The 16,219-nt window shown below is 28.7% G+C and carries 15 protein-coding genes; 6 read left to right on the forward strand and 9 right to left on the reverse strand.

Going from position 1 to position 16,219, the window contains the following annotated elements:
- Window positions 1-118: 118 nt before the first annotated feature.
- Window positions 119-1,495, forward strand: a complete 1,377-nt coding sequence (locus ARA56_RS13395) for an alanine/glycine:cation symporter family protein (protein ID WP_055267510.1) — start codon at window positions 119-121, stop codon at window positions 1,493-1,495.
- Window positions 1,496-1,571: 76 nt separating this feature from the next.
- On the forward strand, window positions 1,572-2,519 hold the full coding sequence (locus tag ARA56_RS13400; RefSeq protein ID WP_084759040.1) for a glycoside hydrolase family 73 protein: 948 nt from the start codon (window positions 1,572-1,574) through the stop codon (window positions 2,517-2,519).
- Between the two features lie 28 nt (window positions 2,520-2,547).
- Here ARA56_RS13400 and ARA56_RS13405 read toward each other — a convergent pair whose 3' ends face one another.
- The 6 genes from ARA56_RS13405 to ARA56_RS13430 form a co-directional block, all read right to left on the reverse strand.
- The gene (locus ARA56_RS13405; RefSeq protein ID WP_055267512.1) at window positions 2,548-2,820 is read right to left on the reverse strand and encodes an acylphosphatase; all 273 of its coding nucleotides are present in this window, start codon (window positions 2,818-2,820) and stop codon (window positions 2,548-2,550) included.
- Window positions 2,821-3,001: 181 nt separating this feature from the next.
- Entirely contained in the window at window positions 3,002-4,063 is a 1,062-nt protein-coding gene (locus ARA56_RS13410) for an ABC transporter substrate-binding protein (protein WP_055267514.1), read from the reverse strand.
- Complete coding sequence (locus tag ARA56_RS13415) at window positions 4,050-4,862, reverse strand: ABC transporter permease (RefSeq protein WP_055267516.1); 813 nt, start codon at window positions 4,860-4,862, stop codon at window positions 4,050-4,052. Before ARA56_RS13415 ends, ARA56_RS13410 begins: the two co-directional genes overlap by 14 nt.
- Complete coding sequence (locus ARA56_RS13420) at window positions 4,856-5,707, reverse strand: ABC transporter permease (protein WP_055267518.1); 852 nt, start codon at window positions 5,705-5,707, stop codon at window positions 4,856-4,858. The genes ARA56_RS13415 and ARA56_RS13420 overlap by 7 nt, the downstream gene beginning before the upstream one ends.
- A 2-nt stretch (window positions 5,708-5,709) precedes the next feature.
- Window positions 5,710-6,753, reverse strand: coding sequence for a spermidine/putrescine ABC transporter ATP-binding protein (gene potA, locus ARA56_RS13425; protein WP_055267520.1), 1,044 nt, complete (start codon window positions 6,751-6,753; stop codon window positions 5,710-5,712).
- A gap of 23 nt (window positions 6,754-6,776) precedes the next feature.
- Window positions 6,777-7,316 carry a helix-turn-helix domain-containing protein gene (locus ARA56_RS13430; RefSeq protein ID WP_055267522.1) on the reverse strand — a complete coding sequence of 180 codons (540 nt, stop codon included), beginning with the start codon at window positions 7,314-7,316 and terminating at the stop codon, window positions 6,777-6,779.
- Between the two features lie 473 nt (window positions 7,317-7,789).
- On the opposite strand from ARA56_RS13430, the gene pflA reads away from it, so the two are divergent.
- Entirely contained in the window at window positions 7,790-8,491 is a 702-nt protein-coding gene (pflA, locus tag ARA56_RS13435) for a pyruvate formate-lyase-activating protein (RefSeq protein WP_055267524.1), read from the forward strand.
- A 227-nt stretch (window positions 8,492-8,718) separates the two neighbouring features.
- On the forward strand, window positions 8,719-10,038 hold the full coding sequence (locus ARA56_RS13440; protein WP_055267526.1) for a CapA family protein: 1,320 nt from the start codon (window positions 8,719-8,721) through the stop codon (window positions 10,036-10,038).
- 237 nt (window positions 10,039-10,275) lie between these two features.
- On the opposite strand, the gene ARA56_RS13445 is transcribed toward ARA56_RS13440, so the two are convergent.
- Entirely contained in the window at window positions 10,276-10,908 is a 633-nt protein-coding gene (locus ARA56_RS13445; RefSeq protein WP_055267528.1) for a 3'-5' exonuclease, read from the reverse strand.
- Between the two features lie 94 nt (window positions 10,909-11,002).
- Window positions 11,003-11,902: an arginase gene (gene rocF / locus ARA56_RS13450; protein WP_055267530.1), complete on the reverse strand. Its 900-nt coding sequence runs from the start codon at window positions 11,900-11,902 to the stop codon at window positions 11,003-11,005.
- A gap of 416 nt (window positions 11,903-12,318) precedes the next feature.
- Here rocF and ARA56_RS13455 point away from each other — a divergent pair, with 416 nt between their 5' ends.
- Together ARA56_RS13455 and ARA56_RS13460 are read left to right on the forward strand one after the other, a co-directional pair.
- The gene (locus tag ARA56_RS13455) at window positions 12,319-13,758 is read left to right on the forward strand and encodes an LCP family protein (RefSeq protein ID WP_055267532.1); all 1,440 of its coding nucleotides are present in this window, start codon (window positions 12,319-12,321) and stop codon (window positions 13,756-13,758) included.
- 137 nt (window positions 13,759-13,895) lie between these two features.
- Window positions 13,896-14,543: a site-2 protease family protein gene (locus ARA56_RS13460; RefSeq protein WP_055267534.1), complete on the forward strand. Its 648-nt coding sequence runs from the start codon at window positions 13,896-13,898 to the stop codon at window positions 14,541-14,543.
- A 57-nt stretch (window positions 14,544-14,600) separates the two neighbouring features.
- On the opposite strand, the gene ARA56_RS13465 is transcribed toward ARA56_RS13460, so the two are convergent.
- Entirely contained in the window at window positions 14,601-16,106 is a 1,506-nt protein-coding gene (locus ARA56_RS13465) for a Ppx/GppA phosphatase family protein (protein WP_055267536.1), read from the reverse strand.
- Between the last annotated feature and the right edge of the window lie 113 nt (window positions 16,107-16,219).

Here is a 16,219-nt window from a genome sequence, read left to right on the forward strand (position 1 = left end):
ATAGACTAGCTTTAAAAGTAATTTAAGCAAAGGTTTAGCCATTAATTATAGATTGTTAATTATAAATTATTAATGTATCTAAGTCTCCTCCGTAATTTTAAATTAGGAGGATTTTTTTATGGAAAAAATTTTATCAACTATCAACAATATTGTATGGGGAGTACCATTATTAGTTTTATTAGTGGGAACTGGAATTTATTTTACTTTTAAGTTAGGATTTATTCAAATAAGTAAATTAAAGTTAGCATTTAGGTATGTGTTTTCTAAAGATGAAAATGAAATAGAGGGCTTAGAAGGGGATGTTAGTAGTTTTGCAGCACTTTGTACAGCATTATCATCAACTATAGGCACAGGAAATATTGTTGGAGTAGCAACAGCAATTGTAGCAGGTGGACCAGGAGCAATCTTTTGGATGTGGATAGCAGCTTTTTTTGGTATGGCTACAAAGTATGCAGAAGGAGTGCTTGCTGTAAAGTATAGAGAGGTAGATTCAAATGGTCAAATGGCTGGTGGACCAATGTATTACATTGAAAAAGGACTTGGGTCAAAGTTTTTAGCAAAAGCTTTTGCAGTGTTTGGAGTTGGAGTTGCACTTTTGGGGATAGGTACTTTTGGGCAAGTTAAGTCAATTGCAGATGCAGCAAAGCTAAGCTTTAATGTTCCTATAATAGTAACAGCTATAATTCTTACAACAATAGTATCTTTAGTAACATTAGGTGGAATAAAGAGAATTTCAAAGGTATCAGAAGCTATTGTACCATTTATGGCAATAATGTATATAGTAGGAGTTTTAATGGTATTAGCTGTTAATATTAAATTAATACCAGAAACCATTATGTTAATTATAGAAAGTGCATTTAATCCTAGAGCTGCCTTTGGAGGAGTTGCTGGTATTACAATTCTTATGGTTATGCAAAGGGGAATTGGAAGAGGTGTATTTTCAAATGAGGCAGGATTAGGAAGTGCGCCTATTGCAGCAGCAGCAGCTAAAACTAAAGAACCTGTAAGACAAGGTTTGATATCAATGACAGGAACGTTTATTGATACAATAGTGATATGTACGTTAACAGGATTAGCAATAGTTATAACTAAGTCATATAATATTGGCTTAGATGGTGCAGCAGTAACTACTTCAGCTTTTAGCTCAGCATTACCTATATTTAATATAGGGAAATATATTGTTAATATAGGGCTCATATTTTTTGCATTTACTACTATAATTGGATGGAATTATTATGGTGAAAGATGCATTCAGTATTTATATGGAGTTAATGCTATCAGGCCATATAAAGTTGTTTTTATTATTCTTGTTGCAATAGGACCATTTTTACCTTTAGATATAATTTTTATTATAGCTGATATTTGTAATGGTCTTATGGCGTTACCAAATTTAGTGGGGCTTATAGGGTTAAGGAAGATAGTAATTAATGAAACAAGAGATTTTTTTAATTTAGAAAATAATAAAGATAAGGTAGAAGTAGATTTAGAAAGGTAAAACATAAGAATTTCTTAATAAATATATGAGATATTCTTAATAGTTTTATCATATATTTATTATGTGAGGTGATTATGTGAATGAAAAACTTATATATAATGGTATAAATAACTATGGATATAAAACAACAAAAAAGAAGGTTAAATTGTATCCATTTATAGTTGTAATTATATTTACTGCTTTAATACTGTTTGGAAGAAATATATTCTTTACTAGAACAGATTTCGATACTTTAGGTTACGATAAAATAAAATATTATATAGATGTGACAGATAATGTTAGTGAAGGAAAAGCTCAAGTAAACTGGCAAGAAGTTGCGGCTATAAATGAAGTGCTTAATGATGGTAAAGAAGATGAACTTGTTTCAAAGATAGCAAAAGTGTTTTTGAAAAATGGTGAAAATGGTGAATATACATTATTTACTGTTGATGAGGTTTTAGAAAGATTAAAAGTAAATAATGAAGAAGAAGAGAAGGTAAAAGCTTTTCTAAATGAAATAAATGATAATACTTTATATAAGGATTTATATAAAGATGAAGCTAAAATGACATTTATTAACGAAATATATCCAGCTGCTTTAGATAATTATTATAATTATGGTATTTTACCATCTATAACAATGGCACAAGCTATATTAGAATCTGGATGGGGAGAGTCTGAGTTAGCATTAGAACATAATAATATATTTGGAATAAAAGCAGATAGTCGTTGGGATGGAGCTATAGCAACTATGACAACAAAAGAAAATTATGATGATATTATAGAGGCGAATTTTAGAAAGTATGATAATATTCTTCAATCCATAGCAGATCATGGTGAATTCTTGAATGAAAATGAAAGATATAGGGTGAATGGTTTGTTTGATGGAAAAGAATATAAAAGCCAAGCACAGGCTTTAGAAAATGCAGGTTATAGTACAGCGGAAGATGAGAACGGAGAAAAAATATATGCAGATAAACTTATTAATGTTATACAAAAATATAACCTAATGATTTTTGATTCCAAAGCAAAAAGTGGCTTGTAAAAGCCACTTTTTTTGCAGTACTAAGAAGTTAGTAAGTTGTTTTAAAAGAACGTTCGTTAGAAACTATATCTTTCTTTTTAATTGAATAATCATCAATTCGTATAAATCTATTTCCTTTACTGATTATTGAAATATATTTATCTACAGATTTTTCATCACCTTGTACTTCAAGTTCAACCATACCGTTATCCAAGTTTCGAACCCAACCAGTTAATGAAAGCGAAGTTGCATTCATTTGGCAAAAAAACCTACATCCTACACCTTGGACTCTTCCATCTAGAATTACATGGTATCTTATCATAGCATCCTCCGTTTTTATTAATATTTATTATTAATTATACCATAAAAAATGATAGAAGATATTAGTGAAGATATTAAGAAAAGTTTGTACGTTTCAAATTTCAAAGAAATTGATAAAATACAAATTAACTTTAGATTGCTAGGGTTAAAATAAAAAAGAAGCGAAAAATTCGCTTCTTTTTTTATTGTGACAATACTTCTGTAAAAGCATCCTCATATAATTTTAATGTACTTTTGTCTAGATCAACAAATAATACACATTTATCTAATACTTCATCTGAAGGATATGCAGCAGGATTATTTTTTGTTTCATCATCTAATAGATCGAATGCAGCTTTATTTGGAGTTGAATATCCTATATAATCAACATTTTCTTTAGCATTTTGAGGATCACATAAGAAGTTTATAAATGCTTCAGCGCCTGCTTTATTAGGAGCATCTTTAGGTATTACTAAAGCATCAACCCATTTATTTGAACCTTCTTCAGGAATAGCATAAGCTAAATCAGGATTAGAAGCCATACAGTATATTGCATCTCCAGACCATACAGTAGCAAGAGCTTTTTCTCCAGATATCATATTATCTTTAACTTCATCATTTACATATATAGGATTAGTTAAAGATAACTGTTCTATTAAAGCCTTTTTAGCATCTTCTATTTGAGATGGGTCAGTAGTATTTATTGAATATCCATCTTTTAAGAAAGCAACAGCTAAAGCATCTCTAAGAGAGTTGAACATATATATTTCATCATTATATTTACTATCCCATAATATATCCCAGCTAGTTACAGGATCTGTAACTCTAGTTGTATCATATAATATACCAACAGTTCCCCACATGTATGGTACAGAATATTCATTGTTTGGATCATAAGATAAATCCTTAAATTCTGGGTTTATATATTGATAATTAGGTATATTATTAAAATCTATCTTTTCAGCAAGACCTTCATTAATCATTTTTTGAACCATGTAGTCTGATGGTACAACTAAATCGTAAGTACCTGGATTAGTTTTTACCTTTTGATACATTATTTCATTAGTATCGTAAGTATCGTAGTTAACTTTGATTCCAGTCTCTTTCTGAAATTTTTGAATTAATGCTTCATCAATGTAGTCCCCAACATTAAAGAAGTTTATAGTTCCATTTTCTCCAACATTACTATTTCCGCAGCCAGTAAAAAGAGAAGCTGTTAGAACAGTAGCAGCTGCAAGAGCACTTAGTTTTTTAATTTTTTTCAACCTTACCACCTCTTGAAGTAAATTCTTTTCTATTAACAATTAATAATAAAATTAATACTGTTACAAACATAAGCGTAGATAACGCATTTATTGAAGGGTTAATTCCTTTTCTAGCCATAGAGTAAATTTCAATTGATAGGTTAGTTACTCCAGGACCTGTAGTAAAGAAACTTATTACAAAGTCATCTATAGACATTGTAAATGCCATAAGAAGTCCAGCGAATATACCAGGTTTAATTTGTGGTAATATTATTTTTCTCATAGCATATCCAGGCGTTGCGCCTAAATCTAATGCAGCATCTGTTATATTTGCAGGCATTTGCTTTAATTTAGGTAGTACTGATAATATTACGTAAGGTATATTGAAAGTAATATGAGCTAATAACATCGTTAAAAAACCAAATTCTATATTTAATAATGGTTTAAGGAATATAAATAAACTCATAAGTGATATACCAGTAACTATATCTGGATTTAAAACTGGTAAGTAGTTTATATTAAGCAGTGTTTTTTTAGGAAGTCCTTTCATTCTATGAATTCCTATAGCTGCAAGAGTCCCTATAATTGTTGCTATTATTGATGCAACTACCGCAATTATTAGAGTATACTTTAATGCATTCATTATTCTTGCATTTTGAAATAACTCACTATACCATCTAAGAGTAAAGCCATTCCATTTACCCATAGATTTAGAATCATTAAAGGAGAAAACCATTAATGTTATTATTGGTGTATATAAAAAGATAAATATTAAAATAAGATAAAATCTCTTTATAAAAGATTCAAGTTTTTTTACCATAACATGCTTCCTCCTCCTTCTTTATCGTCAGAACTTTCAAATAGGTTCATAATACCCATTGAAATTAAGATTATAATCATCATAAATATAGCTATGGCAGAACCGAAGTTCCAGTCACCCATAGTAGTGTATTGCTGTTCTATTAAATTTCCTAGTAGCATGTATTGACCACCACCAAGAAGTCTTGATATTACGAAAGTTGAAACAGCAGGCATAAAGACCATTGTTATTCCAGATATAACACCTGGCATACTTAATGGAAATATTATTTTTGTAAATACTTTTACTCTATTTGCACCAAGATCGGATGCTGCATTTATTAAATCCTTATCCATTTTCGTAAGAACAGTGTATATAGGAAGCACCATAAATGGAAGGAAATTATAAATCATACCAAGAAGTACTGCAAAATCATTGTATAGAAGATTGATTCTACCAACACCTATAAAAGCAAGGAAATTATTTATAATTCCGTTTTTTCCTAAGATAGGGAGCCATGCATAAGTTCTAAGTAGAAAGTTCATCCACATTGGAACTATAAAAAGCATTATAAGCATATCACGTTTACCAGGTCTCATCTTAGAAATTAAATATGCTACAGGATATCCAAGGATTAAACAACCTATAGTAGCTTTAAGAGCAAGCCAGATACTTCTTTTAAAGACTGTAAAGTAATTTGGATCTAATAATCTCTGAAAATTTTCTAGTGAAAATTTATAACCATCTGAAGTACTTACTGTGAAACTGAAGAATATTACTATTAAAAGTGGAATTACAATAAATAGTGAACTCCAAACAATATAAGGTGCTGCTGGAAGTATACTTTTTCCATTGTTTTTTTTCATGATTATTCAGACACCTTTCTCATTATGTGGATAGCTTCAGGATCAATATTTAATCCTACCATACTATCAACTACAGCAGATTTTGTGTTATGTATTATCCATTTTTGATTTTTTTCTTCAACTTCAATTTCATAATGTACACCTTTAAAGGTTACTGTATTAACTTTACCTTGTAACATTCCACTTTCAGGAGATGTTATTTCAATATCTTCTGGTCTTATTACTACATCAATTTTTTCATTTTTATCAAATCCTGCATCAACACATTGGAATATAACATTAGAAAACTCAACTTTATAGTCTTCAAGCATAATTCCATCTAAAATGTTACTTTCACCTATGAAGTCTGCAACGAAAGCATTAGCTGGTTCATTATAAATGTCTTCAGGTGAACCCATTTGTTGGATTACCCCTTTATTCATTACTACGATAGTATCTGACATAGTCAATGCTTCTTCTTGGTCATGAGTGACGAAGATAAATGTTATTCCAAGCTCTTGTTGAATTTTCTTAAGCTCAATTTGCATTTCTTTTCTAAGCTTTAAGTCAAGAGCACCAAGTGGTTCATCTAATAATAAAACTTCAGGTTCATTTACTAAAGCTCTAGCTATAGCAACTCTTTGCTGTTGACCACCACTTAATGATTCAACAGATCTTTTTTCAAAACCTTCAAGAGCAACTAGTTTTAGCATTTCTTTAACCTTTTTATCAATCTCATTTTTAGGAAGCTTCTTTATTTTTAAACCAAAAGCTATGTTTTCATATATATTCATATGAGGAAATAAAGCGTACTTTTGGAATACTGTATTTAACTTTCTTTTATATGGAGGAAGATTTGTGATGTTTTCATCTGCAAATAGAACCACACCTTCATCAGCATTTTCGAAACCTGCTATTATTTTAAGTGTTGTTGTTTTACCACAACCACTAGGTCCTAAAAGAGTTAAAAATTCATTTTTCTTTATATTTAATGAAAGGTTATTTAAAACTTTATTCTCTCCGTATGTTTTAGAAATTTCTTTTAATTCAATAATGTTTTGACTCAAAATAAAACACCTCTTTCTTAATGCTAAAATGATGGTGGAGTACTAATCCAAATCACCTTTGCTGGAGTTTTTCCAGAGTTGGAAATATAGTGATTTGATCTTGGTTTAAAGTAAAAACTTTCACCTTTCTTTACTTTAAATTTCTTTTTACCAAGATGTAGGGTAATACTTCCAGATAAAACATACCCAAACTCTTCACCTTCATGAGGTTCTTCTTCTATATATTGCCCATTAGGTTCAAGAGTTATCATAATTGGTTCCATTTCGTTTTTTTGAGCATTTGGCACCAACCACATAAGACTATATTTTAATTCTTCATTTTCTGTTTCAAACATATCTTCGTATGTATATGTAATTTTTTCTTCTTTATCATCGCTAAAAAATTCTTTAAGGTTTGTCCCTAATATTTCTAGAATATCTATTAGGGTAGCGATAGATGGTGATGTTAAATCATTTTCAAGTTGAGAAATAAATCCTTTTGAAAGTTCACATCTATTAGCTAGCTCCTCTTGTGTAAGACCTTTCTCGATTCGCATTCGCTTGATTTTTTCACCTATCTCCATATTTTCACCTCCTACTACAAAAAAGTTTAGTAACTATTACTAAACTAAAGGTTTAAAATTACTAAACAAACAAATAGTATTATATATATAATGTGGAAGAAAAGCAATGTTTTTGTTAAAAAAAAATTAAAAAAATATCAATGAAAAACGTTGAGTTGAAAGGGTTTAATGGAATATGAGGTATTTGGAGTTTAAAAATATTGCATTAAAAGTTTAGTATAACTAAGAAAAAGAAAAAAGTGTTAAAAATCGGGAATAATGATATTATCAAAATGTCAAGTAAAAATCAAAGTTATATAGTTAAAAGGAAAAAAATGTTGTTTAGGTAGAATTAACAGCAAGAAATATCGTGGGAATAAATTACATTAACAAAAGGTGATAAAAAGTGTATAATTTTGATATATATAAACAAAAATATATGGATATTAATGTGAAAAGTTAATTGAACTAATATATTTATCAGGAGGTTGAAAATGATAAAGGGAAAAATACATTCCATAGAAAGTATGGGATTAGTTGATGGGCCAGGAATTAGAGTAGTTGTGTTTATGCAAGGATGTGCATTGAGATGTAAATATTGTCATAATCCTGATACTTGGTCAGGTGAAGGAGAATTACTTATGACTCCTGAAGAATTAATAAATAAGGTTTCAAGATTTAGAAGTTATTTTGAAAGATCTGGAGGAGGAATAACATTTTCAGGGGGAGATCCTTTAAGACAACCAGAATTTTTAATAGAAGCATTAAAATTATGTAAGGACAAGAATATACATACTACGTTAGATACTTCTGGAGTTGGTTTTGGAAATTATGAAGAAATATTAAAATATGTTGATTTAGTACTTTTTGATGTTAAACATCTTACTAAAGAAGGATATAAGGATCTAGCAGGTAGTGATATTGATGAAAGTTTAAAATTCTTAGAAGCTTGCAAAAAGTGTGGTACTAAGTTATGGATAAGACAAGTTGTAGTTCCAGGTATTACAGATAGTGAAGAGTATATTAGGAATCTTGGGGATTTTATAAGAACTCTTGAAAATGTTGAAAAGGTAGAATTATTACCATATCATCTTTTAGGTATAAGTAAGTATGAAACTATGGGAATAAAATATAGACTAGAAGGAATTCCAGCTATGGATAAGGAAAAATGTAAGGAATTATATAAGTTTTTATAATTGTATTGTAAAAGGAGATGTACGATAAGTACATCTCTTTTTTTATAAATAAGTATATCTTTTATTATATCCGTAATTATTAAAAATATAAATGATACTTTGTATATAGTTATTATAAAATATTGTAAACATTTAGTGTGAAATGTAGAAATATATAAGAAAAAGCAAATGTAAAATAATGGAAAATAAAGTTGCAAAGAATTATAATTTTACTAGAGGTGAAATATATGAAAAGTAAAATTAAAATGATTTATAGAAGTATTTTTTTTGTTATTGTAATAGGTTTAATCGGAATAATTATTTACAAAGATATAAACAGAAGTGAAAATAAGAATATAGCGACTTACTCAGATGAAGCAACTAATTATAATTCAAATGAAACTAAGGATGAAACTATTAAGTTTGATGAAGAAATAATAAAAAAAGATGAAATAGAAGATGAACGAATTGAAACTATAGAAATAATGGCTGTAGGAGATTTGTTAATGCATATAGATATTGTACAAGCTATGTATGATTGGAGTAACGATACTTATAATTTTGATTATAATTTTGAATTAATAAAAGATTATTTAAGCAAAGCTGATTTAACTATAGCAAACTTAGAGACTACTTTAGCAGGAGAAGAAAGTGGATACTCAGGATATCCTTGTTTTAACACTCCAGATGAATTAGCAGATTCATTAAAAAAATCTGGAGTAGATATAATTAGTAATATGAGTAACCATTCACTAGATAAAGGAGAATATGGTTTTATCCGTACTAGAGAAGTGTTAAAAGAAAAAGGTTTTGATGTTATAGGAACAAGAGATAGCGAAAAAGACTCAAGATATATTATAAAAGAAGTGAAAAATATAAAAGTTGGAATTACAGCCTATGGATACACTACAGATGCTTATGAGGAAGCTAGAGGATTAAATGGAATACCTATTCCTGATAATTTATATAGCTTAATGAATACTTTTAATCCATATGATTTAGACAATGACCTTTTAGAAATGAAAAAGGAAATAGATAAAATGAAAGATGATGGGGTAGATGTAATAGTATTTTATATGCATTGGGGAGAAGAATATCAGTTAGAACCAAATGAAAGTCAACTAACAATAGCACAGTTTTTGGCTAATGAAGGTGTTGATATAATTTTCGGAGACCATCCGCATACAATTCAACCTATAGATATTCTAGAATCAGATGACGGTAACCATAGTACTGCGGTAATATATTCCCTAGGAAATTTTATATCTAGTCAGAGAACAGAAAGTATAGGTAACCCTTATACTGAAGATGGATTAATGGTATCTGTTAATATAACTAAGAATTTTAAAACTGGCGAAGTTACAGTTGATGTACCGCAATATATCCCTACATGGGTAAAGTTAAATATCTTTAATGGAAATTATTGTTATCAGGTAGTTCCAGCTACGGAGAATGAAGCTGATTATTTGGATTACTATCAAACTATAAGAGTAGATGAATCCTTTGATAGAACATTTGGAATTGTAGAAAGTTATAATGATAGTATAGAAGTGTGGAGTGGTAATTAAATAAATTGCTGAGAAATTTAGGAAAAGGCTTGACTTAATTTAAAAAGAAAAAGGTTACTGACGTGACAGGGAAAACATTGATTGTGGCAATAGTGCAAAGTATATATTAGTACTTTTAGCTATTACTTAAGTTAACTTTTCCCTACTACGATAGTAGCCTTTTTATTTCCATGTATTTGACTTTTTACCTGTGAGCTTTGCGAACAGCATTTTAAAAGTATGTATAACTTAAGGTGATTAGCTATTTAGTTGGTTTGAAAAAAATCCAGGTTTAATAAGTTTCTTTTTCATACCCTCTATAACAAGTAAATATACCGCAGCTGTATCGAATCTAGCATCATGGTAATTTCCACTTCCTTGGAATAATTCATCAGCTTTAGCTGCTATTGTTTCATCAGAAATTCCTAAAAAGTTTATAACTTCAGAAAGTTTAGGGTTTTTAATACCATTTCCATTAGCAGATGGTATATTACATATAGGTTTATAATAAGCCATAGTACAGAAAGTTCTTTTTGGTTCCCAATTGGTATCTATCATGCCAGCTTGATAAAGTGAGTCTACTTCATGTTTTAAGAATTTAACATCAAATTGAACATTATGACCTATTACAAAGTCAGCATCAAAGAAGTCTTTCATAAATTCTTGGATTTGATCAAAAAATTCAAGACCATCTGATAATTCATATAATTTTTCTAAAGAAAATCCATGAATAGCTTCAGCACCTTCATCCATTTCATCAACTGTAAAGAAAAAATTCTTACCTATAGTAGTTTGTGGTTTAGTTGAAGTATCTACAGTTATATAACTTAATTGGCATATATTACCTGGTTTTACGCTAGTAGTTTCAGTATCGAAAAAAAGTAATTTCATTATTTCCTCCAAAATAAAAAGATATATGTTTAATAATATCATATATCTTTTTAAAAACAAATAAGAAACTCCTAAAAGAAGTTTCTTATAAATCTTATTTTAATTCAGCAGAAATTATATTTAAAAGCTCAATACAAGTTTCTTTTGTTTTGTTATTTAAATCTAATTCTGGATTATACTCAACAAAATCTATAGATTTAACCAAGCTTGTACCTAAAATTGATTTAAGAAGTTTTTTACTTTCTTCAAAAGTTAAGCCATTTTCTACTGGAGTACCAGTGCCGGGAACATATTCAGGATCTAAACAGTCTATATCATAAGAAAGATGAATATTTTTTATATTATTTTCTTTAATCATAGATAGTAAATCAGCGATAATTTGATCTAAATTACCATTTTGTATATCATCTATATTCCAAACATTTATTTTAAGTTTTTCTATCAATTCAACTTCACCTTGATCTAAGTCTCTACATGCTATAATAAATACATTTTCAGGTTTAACTTTAAAATCATCAAAAAAAATTGAAGTTAATTTTTCATAACCAATCCCCATAGATGCAGCTAATGGCATTCCGTGAATATTGCCAGAAGGAGAAGTTGTTTCTGTATTAATATCTCCATGAGCATCTATCCATATTACGCCTAAATCATTACCGTAATATTTACTTGAACCTGCAATTGAGCCTAAAGCTAATGAATGATCACCGCCAATAATAAAAGGTAAAGTGTTGTTTGTTAATGCTTCATATACTTTAGAGGCAAGTCTATTATTTGCATCAACTACTTGTTTTAAATATTTTAATTTATCATTTTCTAAGAACTTGTCCTTTGACTCTATATAATCCACATCAATGTTACCTAAATCAGTAACATAATGATTCTTTCCTAATATTTTATCAAGGTTGTTTTCTCTTAAAATGTCAGGTCCCTTTTCTACACCGGGTCTATCGCAACCATAAAAAAGAGGCATTCCAATAATACTTATATCCATAAAAAACCTCCAATAAACAACTTATTTTTTAAAACAATAAATATATATTAATACTTAAAGTTTTAGAAGTAAACAATAATTTAAAAAATATAGTAATTTATCCGTAATAATATATTCCTTATACTAATATTCTGCCCATTAAAATATTAAGAAAACGATAGAAAATTAAGAAATTTAGGATTTTTTTTCCGATTAAAAATGGCTAAATAATATTTTTTAAATCGATAAATGTAAAATTTATAAAGAATTCATATTGTTATTAAGTTTTTTTGTGAAAAATGTGATAATATATACTAAGAATATAATAAATACTTTAATTTGTTCACAAAATAATTATGAAGAAAAGTAAAAAGTAAAAAGTTTCAAAATTATAATTAATACGTAAATTTATAGTTATTAATTATGGAGGTTTAATAATGAGTGAAGATAATACAGTTAAAAGAAGGCAGAATAAAGATAAGAGAAAAAAGTGGTCAAATAGGAAGAAAATAATTGTATCTACTATATCTGTTTTAATAGCAATTATTATGCTTTTATTAGGCGGATATCTTTATGTCAGAGGTAAAATATATAGTAATGATAATTCTAATTCTATAAAAGATAGTGAGTATCAAGAAGTACCTGGAATAACCAATGTATTGCTTATTGGTACAGATGCAAGGACTTTAGATGAACAGTCAAGATCAGATTCTATAATAATTGCGACTTTAGATAATAATACTAAAAAAATTAAATTAACATCATTATTTAGAGATACCTTAGTAAATATTCCTGGGTATGGAGAGCAAAAGTTAAATGCAGCTTATGCTTTAGGTGGTCCAAGTTTACTTTTAGAGACTATAAATGATACATACGATATACATATAGATAAATATGTAGTAATTAATTTCTGGGGATTTGAAGCTATAATAGATCAAATTGGTGGAATAGAAGTTGATGTAAAAGATTATCAACTTGAAGAACTTAATAAGTACATTGGAGAATCTACTGGCGGAAATGATTGTCCAGTAACGCAAACAGGATTGCAAGTTTTAAATGGAAAACAAGCATTATCTTATGCAAGAATAAGATACAATACAGGTGATGAGTTTGAAAGAACTGCTAGACAACAAGAAGTTTTAATGAAGGTAGCAGAGAAGCTTAGGGAAACAAAACCAAGTAAATATCTTGGAATAATGAATAAAATGTTAGATTATATAAAAACTAACATTGATCCACTGCAAGCTTTAAATATGGCTTATACAATATATAAATTCCCTTCTTTAGTTACAGAACAATTACAAATACCAACGCCAGAACTTGCTGAGGGAAGATTGTATAAGGATTTAGGATGGGTATTCTTAATGGATGGAGAGCAAAATGCTCAAATTCTTCATGATTTCATATATAATGATAAAATTCCTAATCCTGATGAATTTGATTACTATTCTTTATATCAAAAGTTAGCTCAATATGCTGCAGATGAAGATATATATAATAGTCAAAATGGAATAAATCCAGAAGATTATGAAAATATTGATCAAGATTTACCAAAACAAGAGGAAATAACAAAACCGCCAGTTGAAGAAAAGCCTATAGAACAACCAGGTGGAAGCACAGAGCAACCAAGTGAAGGTACGGAGCAACCGGGTGGAAGTACAGAACAACCAGGTGGAGGCACAGAGCAACCAAGTGAAGGTACAGAACAACCAGGTGGAAGTACAGAGCAACCAGGTGAAGGCACAGAGAAACCAGATGAAGGTATAGAGAAACCAGGTGAAGGCACAGAACAACCTGTAGATGGAACTGATAAACCTGTAAATGCAACAGATCCAGTTCAACCAGAAGATATATCACAAGAACAACCACAGACATAAGAAGATTAAGTATATTGTAATAGTAAATGGAGATAGGTATTTATCTCCATTTTTTATTAAAAATTTATTAATAATATAAAAAAATAATTAATATATGATATAATAACTTTAAAACAATAAGAACACGAGGTGAAAAGATGGGTTCATTTAGAGGGATATTACTAAATATTATACTTAGTATTCCAGCAGTTATGATTGCATTTACTGCACAAGGATATGGAAAAGCTTTTGTTGCTGATAGATTGGGCGATAAAACTCCTAGATTTCAAGGTAGACTAACGCTAAACCCAGTAGCACATTTAGATCCTATAGGATTCTTAATGATACTTTTAGTTGGATTTGGTTGGACAAAACCGGTAGAGACAAATCCAAGTGCTTTTAAAAGAGGTTATAAAGATTCAATTAAGGTTGCAATAGCACCACCTTTAGCGAATTTGATAGTAGGTTTTTTAGGGGCAATAATATATGTTTTATTTAATAAGTTGTTTATGTGGCTTCCTGGCAGTATATTTGTTGTAATAGCAGGAATGTTAGGAGCTATAGTTACAGTAAATGTTGGGCTAGCTATATTTACGCTACTTCCACTTCCTGGCTTAGCTGGATTTGATATATTTAGAGCAATATCACCAAAGAATTTTTATAAGTATGCGGATAAAATATATCAATATCAGTTAATAATATTAATGTTAGTTATAGTGCTTGGTAGAGGAATACTATCAATGGTTTCTTCATATATAATTAACTTCTTTTTATATATTGTAAGCTTTATATTTAGCTTTATATAATAAAAAAGTAAGTAGTTTAAATGCCCTTATGTTTTAATAAGGGCATTTAATTTTTACTTACTTTTTACGTATTATTAAATCTCTATCGTATACTTCTCTAAAGAAATCTCTAGCTCTTAATGCTTGATGAATTTCTACATCTAAATTAAGTGGTGAAGATAGGAGAATAATAACTTCTTCATCATTAAGTGTTACTTCAACATCTTTAACAGAAGAAACTAGGCTTCTATCTAATCCTTCTGCAATCTTTAATAAAGCTCCAATTTCATATATAGCTTTTAAATCAAGCTTATTGATTATAGATGAGAATTGAGGAACTGGTATTTGATAATTATTAAATCTATGTGATGCGGCAATAGCAGCGCTCATTAATAACTCTTTATGATTTAGAACATTTATATAAGAGTTAAGAATTATATAAAAAGAATGTTTATGATGCTGTAAATAATTAATACTTATACCACAATCATGAAGTAGTGAACTAGTTTTTAATATATTTAAATAATTATCATCTAAGTGATGTAATGGTTTTAAAGCGTTAAATAAATCTAAAGTTATTTTATAAACTTGATTAGCGTGATCGATATTGCAGTTTAATGAATGTAGTATACCATATAAACTATAGTCTAATATATCATGAATTACATCATAATTATTATCTAGGAATTCATAAAGTATACCTTCTCTTAATGAATGATTAGATATCTTTATATATCTTGAGCTCACTAAATCAGAAATATTATGGAATATTGCTAAAGAAGTAAATATTGTATCAGCCATATCTTGCTCAAGACCCTCTATCTTACGACGTTGTCTTAAATCTTTAGATTTTACCATGTTATAAAGTTCATGTATTTCATTATCTAATAATTCATAGTTATTAAAATTATCAAAAGGATAACGTCTACGTTTTTTATCTATTTTAGCTATATTACGACCTACATCTCCTATAAGAATTATCGACTCAAAAGAATTATTTAACCAATCAACATCTTTTAAGTGATTACTTATGAAAGAATTACATTCATCTATAGAATCAGATAAAATTCTATCGTTTAATCCATAATTATATGTTAAATTAATATTACCAAAAGGTAGTACTGACCATTCTTCGATATTACCATCTTTAACCCAGGTTAAATTTGTTGAAGTACCAGTTATTTCAACAACAAGAGAGTTTTCTACATTTAGGCTTTTTACTATTCCTAAATAGTTATAATATATTTCTTCTTTTGGAGTTAATATTCTTAAGTCTAAATCGAAGTTATCCTTAAGTGATTTAACTATGATTTCGTTGTCACAAATTTGGTTGAATGAATTTGTTGCTATAGCAATTATATTCGAAGTGCAACTAGCTAGACATAAAGACTCGTAAGTTTTTAATGTGGAAATTATATAATGCAATTTTTCATTACATACCTTACAAGTATTATTTAAATTGTAGCAAATCTTCATTGGGGTTTTTAATTCATCTACAACTCTGAAATACCCGATTTCTTCAATTTCTGCAAGTACAAGTCTAAGTGAACTTGAACTTATATGAATAATTCCAATTTTAACCATAACGCACCTTTTCTTATCTCATTAAATTTATATATTACATTATCTTATTGTACATTTAATTTTATATAAGTTCAAATAAAAATTTATGATTTATTGACAAAAAATCTTTTTAT

This window comes from Clostridium disporicum (assembly GCF_001405015.1).
In the GTDB taxonomy this organism is placed as follows: domain Bacteria; phylum Bacillota; class Clostridia; order Clostridiales; family Clostridiaceae; genus Clostridium; species Clostridium disporicum_B.

Bases quoted from the DNA above. Each gene is read 5' to 3' on its own strand.
- ARA56_RS13430 (WP_055267522.1), bottom strand. From the start codon at position 7,316: ATGGAGATAGGTGAAAAAATCAAGCGAATGCGAATCGAGAAAGGTCTT.
- pflA (WP_055267524.1), top strand. From the start codon at position 7,790: ATGATAAAGGGAAAAATACATTCCATAGAAAGTATGGGATTAGTTGAT.
- ARA56_RS13395 (WP_055267510.1), top strand. From the start codon at position 119: ATGGAAAAAATTTTATCAACTATCAACAATATTGTATGGGGAGTACCA.
- ARA56_RS13405 (WP_055267512.1), bottom strand. From the start codon at position 2,820: ATGATAAGATACCATGTAATTCTAGATGGAAGAGTCCAAGGTGTAGGA.
- ARA56_RS13445 (WP_055267528.1), bottom strand. From the start codon at position 10,908: ATGAAATTACTTTTTTTCGATACTGAAACTACTAGCGTAAAACCAGGT.
- ARA56_RS13460 (WP_055267534.1), top strand. From the start codon at position 13,896: ATGGGTTCATTTAGAGGGATATTACTAAATATTATACTTAGTATTCCA.
- ARA56_RS13415 (WP_055267516.1), bottom strand. From the start codon at position 4,862: ATGGTAAAAAAACTTGAATCTTTTATAAAGAGATTTTATCTTATTTTA.
- ARA56_RS13455 (WP_055267532.1), top strand. From the start codon at position 12,319: ATGAGTGAAGATAATACAGTTAAAAGAAGGCAGAATAAAGATAAGAGA.
- ARA56_RS13440 (WP_055267526.1), top strand. From the start codon at position 8,719: ATGAAAAGTAAAATTAAAATGATTTATAGAAGTATTTTTTTTGTTATT.
- rocF (WP_055267530.1), bottom strand. From the start codon at position 11,902: ATGGATATAAGTATTATTGGAATGCCTCTTTTTTATGGTTGCGATAGA.
- ARA56_RS13465 (WP_055267536.1), bottom strand. From the start codon at position 16,106: ATGGTTAAAATTGGAATTATTCATATAAGTTCAAGTTCACTTAGACTT.
- ARA56_RS13420 (WP_055267518.1), bottom strand. From the start codon at position 5,707: ATGAAAAAAAACAATGGAAAAAGTATACTTCCAGCAGCACCTTATATT.